The sequence below is a fragment of the Streptomyces sp. NPDC048565 genome (assembly GCF_040650935.1).
GTDB lineage: Bacteria > Actinomycetota > Actinomycetes > Streptomycetales > Streptomycetaceae > Streptomyces.
On sequence record NZ_JBEZIH010000011.1, the window covers coordinates 168346 to 183067 of the forward strand.

The 14722-nt window shown below is 69.7% G+C and carries 11 protein-coding genes; 7 read left to right on the plus strand and 4 right to left on the minus strand.

Annotated features, from left to right (window positions below; translation table 11 throughout):
• Nucleotides 1–58: 58 nt before the first annotated feature.
• Entirely contained in the window at nt 59–1231 is a 1173-nt protein-coding gene (locus AB0C75_RS16090; protein WP_362891130.1) for a serine hydrolase domain-containing protein, read from the plus strand.
• 305 nt (nt 1232–1536) lie between these two features.
• Nucleotides 1537–3849 carry an FdhF/YdeP family oxidoreductase gene (locus AB0C75_RS16095; RefSeq protein WP_362891132.1) on the plus strand — a complete coding sequence of 771 codons (2313 nt, stop codon included), beginning with the start codon at nt 1537–1539 and terminating at the stop codon, nt 3847–3849.
• A 57-nt stretch (nt 3850–3906) separates the two neighbouring features.
• On the opposite strand, the gene AB0C75_RS16100 is transcribed toward AB0C75_RS16095, so the two are convergent.
• Complete coding sequence (locus AB0C75_RS16100) at nt 3907–4077, minus strand: hypothetical protein (protein ID WP_362891133.1); 171 nt, start codon at nt 4075–4077, stop codon at nt 3907–3909.
• A 240-nt stretch (nt 4078–4317) separates the two neighbouring features.
• On the opposite strand from AB0C75_RS16100, the gene AB0C75_RS16105 reads away from it, so the two are divergent.
• The gene (locus AB0C75_RS16105; RefSeq protein WP_362891135.1) at nt 4318–8211 is read left to right on the plus strand and encodes an XRE family transcriptional regulator; all 3894 of its coding nucleotides are present in this window, start codon (nt 4318–4320) and stop codon (nt 8209–8211) included.
• A gap of 55 nt (nt 8212–8266) precedes the next feature.
• Here AB0C75_RS16105 and AB0C75_RS16110 read toward each other — a convergent pair whose 3' ends face one another.
• Nucleotides 8267–8710: a hypothetical protein gene (locus tag AB0C75_RS16110; RefSeq protein ID WP_362891137.1), complete on the minus strand. Its 444-nt coding sequence runs from the start codon at nt 8708–8710 to the stop codon at nt 8267–8269.
• 82 nt (nt 8711–8792) lie between these two features.
• Nucleotides 8793–9689 (minus strand): hypothetical protein, encoded by an 897-nt coding sequence (locus tag AB0C75_RS16115; protein WP_362891139.1) that lies wholly within the window; start codon nt 9687–9689, stop codon nt 8793–8795.
• A 280-nt stretch (nt 9690–9969) separates the two neighbouring features.
• On the opposite strand from AB0C75_RS16115, the gene AB0C75_RS16120 reads away from it, so the two are divergent.
• The 4 genes from AB0C75_RS16120 (at nt 9970) to AB0C75_RS16135 (ending at nt 14085) form a co-directional block, all read left to right on the plus strand.
• Nucleotides 9970–10716: an IclR family transcriptional regulator gene (locus AB0C75_RS16120; RefSeq protein WP_362891140.1), complete on the plus strand. Its 747-nt coding sequence runs from the start codon at nt 9970–9972 to the stop codon at nt 10714–10716.
• A 38-nt stretch (nt 10717–10754) separates the two neighbouring features.
• Entirely contained in the window at nt 10755–11771 is a 1017-nt protein-coding gene (gene hutG, locus AB0C75_RS16125) for a formimidoylglutamase (protein ID WP_362891142.1), read from the plus strand.
• 71 nt (nt 11772–11842) lie between these two features.
• Complete coding sequence (locus AB0C75_RS16130) at nt 11843–13354, plus strand: ABC transporter substrate-binding protein/permease (protein WP_362891144.1); 1512 nt, start codon at nt 11843–11845, stop codon at nt 13352–13354.
• Entirely contained in the window at nt 13354–14085 is a 732-nt protein-coding gene (locus AB0C75_RS16135) for an amino acid ABC transporter ATP-binding protein (RefSeq protein ID WP_362891146.1), read from the plus strand. Before AB0C75_RS16130 ends, AB0C75_RS16135 begins: the two co-directional genes overlap by 1 nt.
• Here the strand turns inward: AB0C75_RS16135 and AB0C75_RS16140 are convergent.
• Entirely contained in the window at nt 14082–14531 is a 450-nt protein-coding gene (locus tag AB0C75_RS16140; RefSeq protein ID WP_362891148.1) for a universal stress protein, read from the minus strand. The two genes, AB0C75_RS16135 and AB0C75_RS16140, sit on opposite strands and share 4 nt — an antisense overlap.
• Nucleotides 14532–14722: the final 191 nt, after the last annotated feature.

A 14722-nucleotide genomic window follows, 5' to 3' on the forward strand; every position in this document is an offset into this window, starting at 1 on the left:
CCCGTGTACCGGGCCGTGGTCCTGCCCGCTGACCACCGTCAGTCGGAGGAGATTCCACATGACAGCAGTACGCACAGTACGCACCGGCCTGATCGGCATCGCGGTGGCGGGCGCTCTGGCCGCGACCGGATTCGCGGCGCCCGCGCAATCCGCGAACCAAGGCACAGGGGAGAGATCGGACCACGCCGGAACCCAGGCCGCGATGGACGCCGCCGTCAAGGACGGAGTGCCGGGCGTCGCCGGTCAGGCCGTCGACACGTACGGTCGCTGGAAAGGGACTTCGGGCGTCGGGAGTCTGGAGACGGGCCGGCCGCGCAGCGCCCACGACCGCTACCGGGTCGGTTCCATCACCAAAACGTTCGTCTCCACGGTGCTGCTCCAGATGGAGGCCGAGGGGCAGCTCGATCTGGACGACAAGGTCGAGCAATGGCTGCCCGGGGTGGTACAGGGCAACGGCCACGACGGCAGCAGAGTCAGCGTCCGGCAGCTGCTCAACCACACCAGCGGCATCTTCGACGTCACCTCGGACGACGACTTCGCGAAGCGGGTGTTCACCAAGAGGTTCCTGGAGCACCGCTACGACACCTGGACGCCCTCGCACCTGGTGAGGATCGCCATGGGGCACCGACCCACCTTCGAGCCGGGCACCTCCTGGAGCTACTCCAACACCAATTACGTACTCGCCGGAATGATCATCAAGAAGGTCTCGGGCCATGGCTACGCGGACGAGATCCAGCGACGGATCATCGAACCTCTCGGCCTGCGCGCTACCAGCCTGCCCGGCACCGATGCCTCGATGCCTGCGCCGAGCTCACGCGCGTACTCGAAGCTCGAGCAGGAACCGAAGCCGGCGGACAAGACGTACGACGTCACGGAGCTGAACCCGTCCCTGGCCTCGTCGGCGGGCGACATGATCTCCGACTCCGGCGATCTGAACCACTTCTACAGTGCCCTCCTGCGCGGAGAGCTGCTGCCGCCCGCCCAGCTCAAGGAGATGAAGGACACGGTGCCGGTCGACGAAGCCCCGAACGCGAGTTACGGCCTCGGCCTGATGCGCAACGAGCTGCCCTGCGGAGGCGAGGTCTGGGGCCACAGCGGCGGCATCCACGGTTCCTCCTCCCTGGCGCTGACCACAGCGGACGGCAGCCACTCGCTCGCACTCAACTTCAACGGTGACTGGTCGGGCGACAGCGACGCGGTCGCCGAGGCGGAGTTCTGCCCGACGCGGTAGCCGGTCCGAAGGTTCGGGGCGCCGCCGTTGCAGGAGCGGATCGGGGATGTCAGCCGGCCGCTGAGCCGGTCCGGCGGCGCCCGTGGGTCAGTCCACCTCATGGGCACCACATCGAGGTGCGGCATGGAGCACTCAAAAGGGAAGTCGTCGGGGTATCCGTGCACCGGGCGGGGCGGCAGTCCAGGGGCCGGAGCGCTGCTCCATCGGCTGTGCGCCCCCTATGGCGAGCGTTTACCGGCCGACGTACCGTGCCGGAAAGGACAGCTTTGTCACCCCGTGTCCGCCTGGTGGAAGGGTCGAGAGTCTTGAGCGCCGACAGTGAGAGCCGGGAACGCCCGGAGTCCCGGGTGGGGCCCGTTCCCGAAGGGGATCCGGAGTTTCGCCCTTACCACCACCCCGCCGCCGGCTGGGGTGCGGCGAAGGGCGTGACCCGTTTTCTCGTACGCGAGGGCGCACCGGTGGACAGCCCACGGGCGATCATGCGGATGAACCATGAGAACACCGGGTTCGACTGTCCCGGATGCGCGTGGCCGGACGACACCAAAGGGCTGCATCTGGACATCTGCGAGAACGGGATCAAGCACGTCACCTGGGAGATGACCCGCAAGCGGGTCGGCCCCGAGTTCTTCGCCGCCCACTCGGTGACCGAGCTGTCCGGGTGGAGCGACTACGACCTCGAGAACCAGGGGCGACTGACCGAGCCGATGGTCTACGACGCCGAGTCGGACCACTACGTCCCGATCGCCTGGAAGGACGCGTTCGAGGTGGTCGGACGTGCCCTGCGCGGGCTGGACCATCCCGGTCAGGCGTCCTTCTACACCTCGGGCCGCCTCGGCAACGAGGCCACGTTCCTCTACCAGTTGATGGCCCGTGAGCTGGGCACGAACAACCTGCCTGACTGCTCCAACATGTGTCACGAGGCCAGCGGCCGCGCCCTCCAAGCGGCCCTGGGGACCGGAAAGGGCACGGCCGACCTCAAGGACTGGGAGCACGCCGACGCGCTGTTCATCCTGGGAGTCAACGCGGCCTCCAACGCGCCCCGGATGCTCACCGCACTTGCCGAGGCCTTCCACCGCGGTGCCCAGATCGTGCATGTGAACCCGCTGGTCGAGGCCGCCGCCACCCGCACCATCGTCCCCCATGACTTCGTGGACATGGCCGTCCTCAAGGCGACGCGGACCAGCACTCTGAACCTGCAGCCGCGCATCGGCGGCGACATGGCTCTGCTGCGCGGCATGGCCAAGGCGATTCTGGAACAGGCTTCGAGCGACCCCAAGGCCCTGGACCAGGAGTTCATCGACCGCCACACCACGGGCTTCGAGGCGTACCGGGCGCTGTGCGAGGGCACGTCGTGGGAGGAGATCGAGAACCAGTCCGCACTGAGCCGTGCCGACATCCTGAAAGCGGCGCGCGTGTACGGAGAGGCCGACCGGAGCATCATCAGCTGGTGTCTCGGCGTGAGTCAGCACGAGCACGGCGTCGACACCGTGCGGGAGATCGTCAACCTGCTCCTGCTGCGCGGAAATCTGGGCCGGGAGGGCGCGGGCCCTTCACCCGTGCGAGGGCACAGCAACGTACAGGGCAATCGCACCTGCGGTATCGACCACCGCCCTGCCGACGCGTTCCTCGACCGCCTCGCCGACGCCTGCGCGATCGAGCCGCCCCGCAAGCACGGTCTGGACACCGTCAGGACCATCGAGGCGATGCGGCGGGGGGACGTGAAGGTGTTCGTCGGCATGGGCGGCAACTTCGCCCTCGCCGCGCCCGACACCCCGGTCACCTGTGCGGCGCTGCGCACGTGCGACCTCACGGTGCAGGTGAGCACCAAACTGAACCGCAGCCACCTCGTCCACGGCCGCCAGGCACTCATCCTCCCCTGCCTCGGCCGTACCGAGAAGGACCACCAGCGCAGAGGTGTCCAGAGCACATCCGTCGAGGACTCGATGAGCATGGTTCACATGTCGGTCGGCATGAGACGCCCTGCCTCACCGCAGCTGCTGTCCGAGCCGGCCATCATCGCGGGCATGGCCCGCGCCGCATTGCCCGACAGCGCCACGCCCTGGGAGTGGTACATCGAGGACTACGACCGGATCCGGGACACCATGGCCAAGGTCCTCGACGGCTTCGAGGACTTCAACCGCCGGGTGCGTCTGCCCCTCGGCTTCCGCATCAAGCAGCCCGCCCGCGAACTGGTCTTCCTCACCCCGTCCGGGCGCGCCGAGTTCTCCACCGCCGCCCTGCCCGACGTCATCCCCGCCCCGGGCACCCTGGCGCTGGGCACGATGCGGTCCCACGACCAGTGGAACACCACCATCTACTCCGACAACGACCGCTACCGCGGCATCAAGAACCTGCGCACCCTCGTCTTCATGAACCGGGCCGACATGCGCGAACGCGGAATCGCCGACCTCGGCCCCGTGGACATCACGAGCACTGCCAGGGACGGCAGCCGACGGTTCCTCAACGGCTACCTCGCGATCCCGTACGACATTCCCCGGGGCTGCGCCGCCGGCTACATGCCCGAGATGAACGTGCTGTGCGCACTCGGCGACCACAGCGCCCAGAGCGACCAGCCGATCATGAAGCACGTCAACGTCACCATCGGGCCGGCCGCCTGATCAGGACCGTCCGAGCAGGCACGGCCGTGCGGGACCGCCTGAGCAGGAGGGCGCCGGTCAGTTGTGCCCGAACTTCCGGTCCTTCTTGTGCGAAGCGGTCTCCCCGATCGCACGCACCGCGTCCGGCGTCGTCGACGTCGGCATCTGTTCCTTGGTCTCCGCGGCGGCGCTGCGCTCGTGGCCGCCGCTGCGAGCTCCACGGTTCTGTCTGCTCTGCTTCTTGCTCATGATCGTGCCTCCTGTCAGCGTCCGGATCAATAGGGGACATTTCCAGATTCGCATATGCGTACGAATAGTGCATTGCGTGGAGCACCGGGCGCACGGATTTCTCACGACGCCGGCCTCTTCCGGGTGAGGAATCCCCTCCTGCCTGGCCATCGCGCGGGCCGGCGTGCCATAAGGGAGACCCGGCGGTCGCGGCGGTGCCGTGCGGCGGGGGATGTACGAGGCGGAAGGGGGAGCAGCGCTGTGCCGAGGAGGGAGCGTCCGCTCGACGCGGGGGACAGCGAGCTGCTCCGTCTGGCGTCGGAGCTCCGCCTGCTGCGGCAGCGGGCGGGCAGCCCCACATACCGGGAACTCGCCCGGCGCGCCCACTACTCGGTGGCGACCCTGTCGGCCGCTGCTGCCGGCGGGCGGCTGCCGAGCCTGGCCGTGACCGTGGCCTACGCGGCCGCCTGTGGTGGTGACCCCGCCGACTGGGAGAAACGCTGGCACGCCGTGGCAGCGGAGGTCGCCAGGGAGGAAGCGGCAGCGCGGCCCGCCACGGCACAGGACGAGGGCTCGGTGAGCGCTCGTCCTCCGTACGCAGGCCTGTCGGTGTTCCGGACGGAGGACGCCGACAGATTCTTCGGCCGTGAACGGCTGGTCGATGAAGTGACACGACGGCTGGGGGAACACAGGCTCGTCGCCGTCGTCGGGGCCTCGGGCGCCGGGAAGTCGTCCCTGCTGAGGGCGGGTCTCATCCCACGCCGGCAGGCGTCCCACCCCGGGTCGCCGTTCGTGTTCCTGACTCCTGGAGCGTATCCGTGGGAGGAATGCGCGACCCGGTTCGCCGGACTCACGGGATCGACACCCGGTGCGCTCGTCCGTGATCTCGCCGACGACCCGCGGGCCTTGCACCGTGTCGTACGGCAGGCGCTCGCGGGGCTTCCGGATGACGCGGAACTACTCCTCGTCGTCGACCAGTTCGAAGAGGTCTTCACCGTCTGCCGGGACGCCGAGGAGCGGGCCGGATTCATCGACGCGCTGATGACCGCCACCAGCGCCGGGAACAGCCGGTGCCGCGTCGTCGTCGGCGTACGGGCCGACTTCTACGCGCACTGTGCGAACCACGCCGAGCTGGGGCGCGCCATGAGCGAGGCGCAGGTTCTGGTGGGGCCCATGACCACCGATGAGCTGCGGCGCGCCATCACCGAACCCGCGGCACAGGCCGGATGCCGGGTCGAGGGCGCTCTTGTGGCCGATCTCGTCAGCTCGGCCAAGGGGCAGACCGCGGTTCTGCCGTTGCTGTCCCATGTGCTGCTGGAGACCTGGAGGCGACGGCGCGGCAACACCCTGACACTCACCGGTTTCCACGCCACGGGCGGCATCGACGGGGGCCTGGCGCACACCGCGGAGGGGCTGTACAGCACGCTGAGCCCGGCCCAGCAGCGTGCCGCCCGCGACCTGCTTCTGCGGTTGACGGCCCTGGGCGAGGGCACCGAGGACACCAGACGTCGCATCCGCCGGACCGAGCTGGACCTGGATGAGGCCGACACCGCTCTGGTCCTGGAACAGTTCGTGCGAGCCCGGCTGCTCACTCTCGACCGCGACAGCATCGAGATCACCCACGAGGCATTGATCCGCTGCTGGCCCCGGCTGCACAGCTGGTTGTTGGAGGACCGGGAGAGCCTGCGGATCCATCGTGCGCTCACCGAGGCCACCCAGGTGTGGGAAGCGGTCGAGCAGGACCCGGGCGCCCTCTACCGGGGAGTCCGGCTGGCCAGGACACGGCAGTGGGCGCAGCGGGGCGACGCCGGGAAGCTCAGTCCCCGGGAGAGGGCGTTCCTCCACACCAGCATCGCCGCCCAGGTGTCGGAAGAGGCGACGGCCGGCCGTCGCGCCAGGAGACTGCGGCATCTGACCGTGCTCCTCGCGGTCCTCCTCGCGGGTACGGTGGCCGCCACCGGATTCGCCTGGCGCGCGGAGCAACAGGCCACGCGACAGCGCGACATCGCGGTGTCGCAACAGGTCGCGGACCAGTCGTCCGCGCTGCGCTCCACCGACCCCGCCCGCGCGCTCCAACTCGGCCTGGTCGCCTACCGCCTCCATCCCACCACCGCAGCCCGCGGCACGGTGCTCAGCTCGTACGCCACCCCGTACGCGACCCAGCTGAGCGGCGACGACCAGTTCGACGCGGTCGCCTATCACCCGGGCGGGCGGATACTCGCAGCGGCCGGACAGGACCATGTCGTACGTCTGTGGAACGTCGCCGACCCCTACCGTCCACGGCGGCTCGCCGCGCTCACGGGGCACACGGGCGACGTGCGGTCGGCGGCGTTCAGCCCGGACGGCCGTCTCCTCGCTTCGGCGGGCGAGGACGGGACGGTGCGTCTGTGGGATGTGACCGGCCCCGCGCAACCGAAGGCACGGGCAGTCCTGACACCCGTGCCCGCACCCGGCCGTGGACAGGGAGCTGCCCTGGCCTCCGTGGCGTTCAGCCCGGACAGCCGTACGGTGGCGTCGGCCGGAGCCGACGGCACCGTACAGCTGTGGCACACCACCAGCCGTGGGCACACCTCCGCGTACGCCGCCCTGCCGGCCGCCCATGGAGCGGCGGGCCGTCACGAGCGCCTCGATTCCGTGGCGTTCAGTCCTGACGGCCGCACCCTCGCGGCCTCGGGGCCTGACGGCGTCTCACGGTGGTCCGCCGCAGCCGGCGCCCCGGGACGCCCGCGCTACGCGGACCGTACGAGGATCAGCACGGACCCGAGCCTTGCGGTGGCCTTCGGTCCCGGCGGCCGTACCCTCGCCACCGCGGGCGCCGATCACACGGTCCGGCTCTGGAACACATCCGGCAGCCCTGCCGACCGGCCGCTGTCCGTGCTCACCGGACACACCGACATCGTCGAGACGGTGACCTTCAGCCCTGACGGCCGCACCCTGGCCAGCGGCGGGGCGGACGGCAAGCTTCGCCTGTGGAACGTGGCGGATCCGGCGCGACCCGACGCCCTGCTCACCCTCACCGGCCACATCGGCAGCATCCCTTCCGCCGCGTTCAGCCCTGACGGCCGTACCCTCGCCAGCGCCGGCGAGGACCACACCACACGGCTCTGGGTGCTGCCTGGGCCACTGCTGCTCGGCCATACCAGCTCGCTGTACGCGGCCGGATTCAGTCCGGACGGACGGACGGTGGCCACCGGCGGTTTCGACAACACCGTACGTCTGTGGAACGTCGCCGACCCCTACCGGCCGAAGCCGCTCTCCGTCCTGACCGGCCATACCGCCGCGGTCAACGACGTCGTCTTCGCGCCCGGGAAGAAGCTGCTCGCCACGGCGAGCCTCGACCGCACGATCCGGCTCTGGGAAACCACCGATCCCGGCAACCCGCGCCCGCTGGCCCGTCTCACCGGCCACTCAGGGGCCGTCAACGCTCTCGCGTTCAGCCCGGACGGCCACATCCTCGCCAGCGCGGCCGCCGATCACACCGTACGGCTCTGGGACATGGCCGACGCACGGCACCCCAAGCCCCTCACCGTGCTGCGGGCGCACCGTGACCAGGTGGAGACGGTCGCCTTCAGCCCGGACGGCCGGACGCTGGCCAGCGGCAGCAGGGACCGCACCATCCGGCTGTGGGACACCGCACGACCCGGTCGGCCGCGCCCACTGGCCAGGCTCACGGGCCACCGCGACGCCGTCAAGGCACTGGCGTTCAGCCCCCGCGACCACGTCCTGGCGTCCGCAGGCGACGACCGCACCATCCGGCTGTGGGACGTGGCCGACCGCTTGGCCCCCGGCGTGATCGCCACGCCGGGCAGCCATCCTGACGGCATCCGGGCCCTGGCGTTCAGTCCCGACGGCCGGATCCTGGCCAGCGCGGAGAACAACGGACGACTCTGGAACGTCAGGGACCCGCGCCATCCCGACGAGCTGGCGGTCCTCTCCGGACACACCAAGTCGGTCGACGCCGTCGCCTTCAGCCCGGACGGCCACACCCTCGTGACGGGCAGCGAGGACTGGACGGCCCTGCTCTGGGACGTCGACGCCGACCGTGTCGCCCGGCGCATCTGCCGCACAGCGGGCGACCAGGCGCTCACACCGGCCGACGCACGGCAGTACCTGCCCGGCATCCCCTACCGGGTGCCGTGCGCTTCCGCACGTTGAGCCCGGACAGGCGTGTCACCGGGCTCAACGGCGGTGTCGGCCGCAGGGCTCGACGTCAGCCCTGCGAGCAGTAGTCCACCCATCGGTGGGAGGAGATGTTGTCGTTGACGGACTCACCGAAGCCGCCGAGACCCTGGCCGTAGGTGAACTTGTGGATGTCGACCGGCAGGTTGTTCCACGAGTCACCGCGACTGATGCACGCGTGCGCACCGGTCCCGCTCGTGCCCCAGTACAGGTCGACGGCGTCCAGAGTGACGGCGGTTCCGTTGTTCCAGATGTCGGAGGCCGCGTTCCGGCACGTGCCCCAGTTGTCCGAAGGCCCGCCCCACGTGCAGTGATGCCCCCTGCCTCCGGCATCGGTCCAGGCGTGCAGCAGTCCGTCCGGGGCCTGGGCGGCCGGCGCGTGGGACCCCTGCGTGGGAGCGCCGACCGCGGGTGTGAAGGCGAACGCCAGGCTTGCCGTGGCGACACCGGTGATGACAACGTGCCTGATCATCATGCTTGTCCCATGCTTTCTTCTGCTTCTTCTCGGTTCGACCGTGGCGGGATCGCCGCGGTTGTCTGTGGAGGCGCGGTGTCTCTCACCCTCGGGCGATCACCGCGCGGGCACGAGGCAGCGCCTCGCGCCTGAGGCGGGCCAGGTCACCCACCTCCTTGGAGTAGCGCTCGCGGAGCCGGGCCCCGTACTCCCTGTCGAGCGACGCGGCCACCCGTGACAGGTCTGAGCTGTGCGCACAGCCGGCTTCTGTGACGGCGAGCCGGATCTCCTGCTCGTGGGTGAATCCGCGGCTCGGATCGAGCGCGCCCTCCGCGCTCTGAGCGGGCGTGTCGAAGGCGTACCCCTTACCGCGCATGCAGTGCTTCCACCGGGCGGCCGCCTCCCGGTACCGCTCGTCCTGGACGACCATCCCCGCCCGGGCCCCGCCCAGGTTGTCCGTGACCCGTGTGGCCCGGAACCACGCGGCCAGGTCGTGGTAGAGACGGCGCTCGGCCTCGGCGGTGCACCCCTGATCGCTGTGGCTGACCTCGATGCCGCTGGGCAGGGTCGCGCGCAGCCCTGTCGGACGCGGCCCGTTGAGCGCGCCGGCCAGAGCTGCCCGGCGCTCAGGAGGGAGCGACCCGAAGTACGTCCGGTTGGGATCGGCCGATCCGGCCTTCTCCAGGTCCGCCCGCAACCGGGAGCCGTATCCGTGCTTCCTGGCCCAGGCGATGTCGTCGACGACGTACGGAAAGGAGCGCCGCGCCGGGGCCTTCGGAACCACCCAGAAGCGGAACCCCTGCTTCTCCATGCAGTCACGTTCCAGGAGTTGCTCGGCGACATCGAGGGTCGCGGCCTCGCCTGTCACACGCACCGCGTGGCGGACCCGCCCGGCAGGGCTGTCGCCCTGCGAACACCCGCCGGTGGCGAGCAGGCCGGCCGACAGGGAGCCGGCGACCGCGATGGTCACAGCCCAGCGTCGACGTACGTGCTTCAGCATCTCCCTCTCCCTCCCGGACCGCACCGGACGGTGGCACCGTGCTCGGTGCCACCGCCTCTTTGTAGCGGTGGGAGGTTGTTCGGTGTCGCGCGTGAGCGCCGGACAAACAAGCACCGAACAACGGGCCTCCAGAACTCGTCCCCTGATCGGGTGACGTCGAGGACGAGGCGGGCCAGGGAGTCCGTCGGGCGTGGGCACTTCCCACTGATCGATAGGTAAATTCCCATCCAGTGGGTGGACGGATCCCGCATGGCCGAAACAAACCCCTACTGTCCACCGGGTGACATCGAGAACGACTCCACAGGGGCCGGGGTACCGCACCGGCGTGATCCTGGCCGCACTCGCCGAGCAGACGACCGTGACGGCCCAGGATCTGTCCCGACGTACCGGGATCCCCATCAGTGCGGTCTACCGGCACCTGAACGATCTCGTGCAGCTCGGCCTCGCAGGCCACACCCGCACCCGCGGCCGGTACTGCGCCGGCTCGCTCGCCGTTCAGATGGCTGAAAACTACCGTCGCGAGATGCTCAGCGGGGGCGAGGTGAAGCGCCGGCTGACCCAGCTCACGGCCGACACCCAGGAGCTGGCCGCCTTCCTGATTCCCAGCGGTCACCACGTGCTGTGCGTCGAGGCCGCCGAGGGAGCGCGGGTGATCAAGTGCAGCTTCTCTCCTGGCCTGACCAAGCCGTTGACCTTCGGAGCCAGCGCGCAGGCGATACTCGCCCACCTTCCCGCCGAGCGCATCGCCGAGGTCAGCGAGGCCCACCAGCTCACCGCCGAACGCGTCGCGGCACTCCACCTGGAACTGAGGCGTGTCCGCGACCGCGGATACGCGGTGAGCACCGGGGCCGTCGACGAAGGCGTATGGGGAGTCAGCGTGCCCGTCTTCGACCGGCTCGGCCAGGTCAACGGCACCGTCAGCACCATGGCACCCGAATTCCGGGTGCGTCGCAGCCATCAGGCCCTGCTCACCCTCACCCACGCCGCGGCTCAGGACATCAGTCGCTTCGACGAACCCCTGTCATGACGCCTCGGCCACATCACTGCCATGAATTCGGACTGCACATGAACACGCCCCCCAGCCCTGTCACCACCCCCGACGCCAACGCCCGCCCCGCCTGGACCGGGCGTGTCGACGGTCAGGGCGCGGCGCACAGACGCTGGCATTCCGCGGTCAACGCGGACGATGCCACCACCCCGGGCACGGCCGTGATCGGCTTCCGCAGCGACGAAGGCGTACGCCGCAACGGCGGGCGCCGGGGAGCGGCCGACGGCCCGGGTGAGATCCGCCGGGCCCTGGCGTCCAAGGCCCTGGACGCCGGCATCGTCGTCCACGACATGGGCGACGTCACGGTGGTGGCGGAGGACCTGGAGGACGGCCACGACCGGCTCGCGGCCGCCGTCTCCTCGCTGGTCCGCGCCGGCCATCTCCCCCTGGTGCTCGGCGGCGGTCACGAGACCGCGTACGGCTCCTACCAGGGGCTCGCCGCCGGAGGCGCCCTGGACGGGCGGCGGCTCGGCATCCTCAACCTCGATGCGCACTTCGATCTGCGCGAGGCGACGCGGGCGACATCGGGCACCCCCTTCCGGCAGATCGCCGACCTGGAGGCCGACCGCGGCGCGCCCTTCACCTACGCGGTCGTGGGCATCAGCGAGCCGAGCAACACCACAGCCCTCTTCGACACCGCGAACGCCCTGAACGTCCGGTACCGGACGGACGAGGAGTGCCAGGAGCGGCATCTTCCCGAGGTGCTCGACTTCGTGGCGCGATTCGTGGAATCCGTCGACGTGCTGTACCTGACCATCGATCTCGATGTGCTGCCCGCCGCGTCCGCCCCCGGTGTCAGCGCGCCCGCCGCGGTCGGCGTCCCACCGACGGTCATCGTCGAGATCTGCAAGGCGATCGCAGCCGACCCGAAACTCACGCTCGCGGACATCGTCGAGCTGAATCCCGCCTACGACATCGACCACCGCACCGCCGGGCTGGCGGCCCGGCTCGCCCACACCCTCACGGTCGGCGCCCACCGAGCCCGCGGCCGTGCCACCGCGCCCACCGGCACGGCCACCGCCCCCGTCGGCTGACCACGCCCCCGTCCCGTCGGTGGCCACCGGGCGTCACGTCCGCGCCACACACGGTCCGAATGGAGTTGAACATGGTAAAAGCACGCATAGGACGAAGGGCCGCGGCCGTCCTGGCCGGGCTCCTCGCGTCGGTCCTCCTGCTGGCCGGCGCCTCGCCCGCCCTCGCCGACCAGGCAGGCGAGGGAAGCCAGGAGAAGGGTGCCCAGAAGCTCGACCGGCTCCGCTCGGGCAAGGCGACCTTGCGCGTGGGTACCGACGCGACGTTCCCGCCCTTCGAGTTCACCGAGGCCGGGGGCGGCAAGACCGGTTTCGATGTCGAGCTGGTCCGGGCACTGGCCGAGCGAGCGGGCATCAAGAAGGTCACGTTCACGCAGATGCCGTTCGGAAACATCGTCCCGGCGCTGCAGGCCCACCAGATGGACGTCGGCGCCTCGGCGATCTACATCAGTGACGCCCGCTCCAAGGCCGTGGACTTCACCGATGTCTACTATCCCGGTGGGCTCGCGATGTTCGTCCCCGATGACGACGACTCCGTGCACGTACTGGACGACCTGGCGGGTAAGAAGGTCGCGGTGCAGGTCGGCACCAAGTCCGTGGAGTGGCTCAAGGAGCACCAGCCCCGCGCCCAGCCCGTGACCGTGCAGACCAACGAGCAGATGTTCTCCTCGGTGAAGCTCGGCCAGGCCGACGCCGTCGTCACTGGAGCGCCCGGCGGTCAGTACTTCATCGCCCAGCAAGGCGGCCTGAAGCAGGTCGGCAAGCGGTTGACCGGTGAGAACTACGGCTACGCCTTCCCGAAGTCGGATACCGCGGTGACCGCTGCGTTCGACTCCGCACTCAAGAACATGAAGTCCGACGGCTCGTACGCGAAGCTGACCGACAAGTGGTTCGCCGCCAAGGACACGGCCAAGTCCGATAAGGACCAGCCTCTCCTCAACCCGTCGACGATCGTGGACTCCTGGGACCAGATCTGGCACGGTCTGCTGGTCAGCGTCATGGTCATCCTCCTGTCGCTCTGCCTCAGCCTCATCCTCGGCATGCTCGGCGGCTTCGCCAAGCTCAGCAAGGTCCTTCCGGTGCGCTGGCTGGGCAACGCCTACGTCTCGGTGATCCGCGGAACCCCGTTCGTCGTCCAGCTGTTCTTCATCTACTTCGGTCTGCCGCAGCTCGGACTGCAACTGTCGCCCATGGTCGCCGGGGTGCTCGCCCTCGGCCTCTACAGCGGCTCCTACGTCACCGAGATCTTCCGCGGCGCCGTACAGGCGGTGGACCGTGGCCAGATCGAGGCCGCCCGTTCCTGCGGCATGTCGCACGGCGCGGCCATGCGCCATGTCGTGGTGCCCCAGGCGTTCCTGCGCATGCTGCCCCCGCTGGGCAACGAGTTCGTGTCGCTGACGAAGAACTCCGCACTGGTCTCCTTCATCACCATCGGTGAACTCTTCCTCGTCGGCCAGACGATCATCTCCCGCACGTTCGACGCACTGACCGTCTATCTGTTCATCGGCTTCCTCTACTACGTCCTGACCAACCTCATCGGATCCGCGACCCAGGCGATCGAAAAGAAGATGGCGGTGTATGTCTGATGGCACTCCTCGAAACCCACGGCGTCACCAAGGCGTACGGCGACCACGAAGTGCTGCGCGGCATCGACTTCACCGTCGAGCCGGGCCAGGTCGTCGCCGTCATCGGGCCCAGCGGAGGAGGCAAGTCGACCTTCCTGCGCTGTCTCAACCTGCTTGAGACACCGACCACCGGCCATGTCGTGTTCGCGGGGGAGGAGCTCAGCGCGACGCGGTCCGACCTCAACCAGCTGCGCTCCCGTATGGGCATGGTCTTCCAGCAGTTCAACCTGTTCCCCCACATGACCGCGCTGCGCAACGTCGTGCTGCCGCAGATGAACGTGCTGGGGCGCAGCCGTGAGGAGGCCGAGGAACGAGGCCGTGCGTTGCTCGGCCGGGTGGGCATGAGCCACCGGGCGGACATCTTCCCCAACCGGCTCTCCGGAGGCCAGAAGCAGCGCGTCGCCATCGCGCGGGCCGTGGCCATGGACCCGCAGCTGATGCTCTTCGACGAACCCACGTCCGCGCTGGACCCCGAGGTGGTCCATGACGTCCTCGAGGTCATGAGCGGTCTGGCCAAGGACGGCATGACGATGGTCGTGGTCACCCACGAGATGGGATTCGCCCGGAAGGTCGCGGACCGCGTCGTCTTCATCGACGGCGGCCGGATAGCCGCGGACCTGCCGCCCGAGGAGTTCTTCTCACCCGGCAACGACAACGACCGGATCAAGGCCTTCCTGGCCAAGGTCCTCTAGGTTCTGTCCCCGTTGGCCCGGACCACGACCACGGGGCACTTGGCGTGCTGTGCGCAGCGCTGGCTCACGGAGCCCAGCATGGCCCGGGCGAAACCGCCCCGTCCGCTGTCGCCGACCACGAGCAGCTCCGCCCCTTCCGAGGCCCGCACCAGCACTTCGGAAGGGTCTCCGCGGACGAGCATCTCGCGTACCTCGGCGGGCTTGACCTCACTGAAGACCGAGCGGATCCCCTCGGTGAAGCGGAGCCGCGCCTGCTCCAGGTCGAAGCCGGCCTCCGTGGCAGGTCCTGCCCAGCCGATCTCCGACGGGGTGTCCCAGGCGCACACGGCCTCGACGACAGCACCCGTGAGCTGGGCATGCTGAGCCGCCCATCGCAGGGCTTCCTGGGACGGGGTGGATCCGTCGACACCGACCACGACGCGGGGAGTTTCCGTATCGCTGTCCATGACCGCCTCATCGCTCGTCCGAGTCCTTCTCCGTCCACAGTGCCCGGGCTCCGGGTGGCGCGCCAGCGGGGACGGGGGCGGCGTCACGTCCTCGGCCGTGGTGCGGTGACGTGCATCCGTGCCTAGCGTGAACTGACGGCGGTCGCGCCGCCGGCTCGTCGTGGGCGGGCGCGGCGCCCGCTCCGCCGTCC

Coding starts and splice junctions, on each gene's coding strand:
- AB0C75_RS16090 (WP_362891130.1), top strand. CDS start 59: ATGACAGCAGTACGCACAGTACGCACCGGCCTGATCGGCATCGCGGTG.
- AB0C75_RS16100 (WP_362891133.1), bottom strand. CDS start 4,077: ATGAGCAAGAAGCAGAGCAGACAGAACCGTGGAGCTCGCAGCGGCGGC.
- AB0C75_RS16110 (WP_362891137.1), bottom strand. CDS start 8,710: ATGATGATCAGGCACGTTGTCATCACCGGTGTCGCCACGGCAAGCCTG.
- AB0C75_RS16115 (WP_362891139.1), bottom strand. CDS start 9,689: ATGCTGAAGCACGTACGTCGACGCTGGGCTGTGACCATCGCGGTCGCC.
- hutG (WP_362891142.1), top strand. CDS start 10,755: ATGAACACGCCCCCCAGCCCTGTCACCACCCCCGACGCCAACGCCCGC.
- AB0C75_RS16130 (WP_362891144.1), top strand. CDS start 11,843: ATGGTAAAAGCACGCATAGGACGAAGGGCCGCGGCCGTCCTGGCCGGG.
- AB0C75_RS16135 (WP_362891146.1), top strand. CDS start 13,354: ATGGCACTCCTCGAAACCCACGGCGTCACCAAGGCGTACGGCGACCAC.
- AB0C75_RS16140 (WP_362891148.1), bottom strand. CDS start 14,531: ATGGACAGCGATACGGAAACTCCCCGCGTCGTGGTCGGTGTCGACGGA.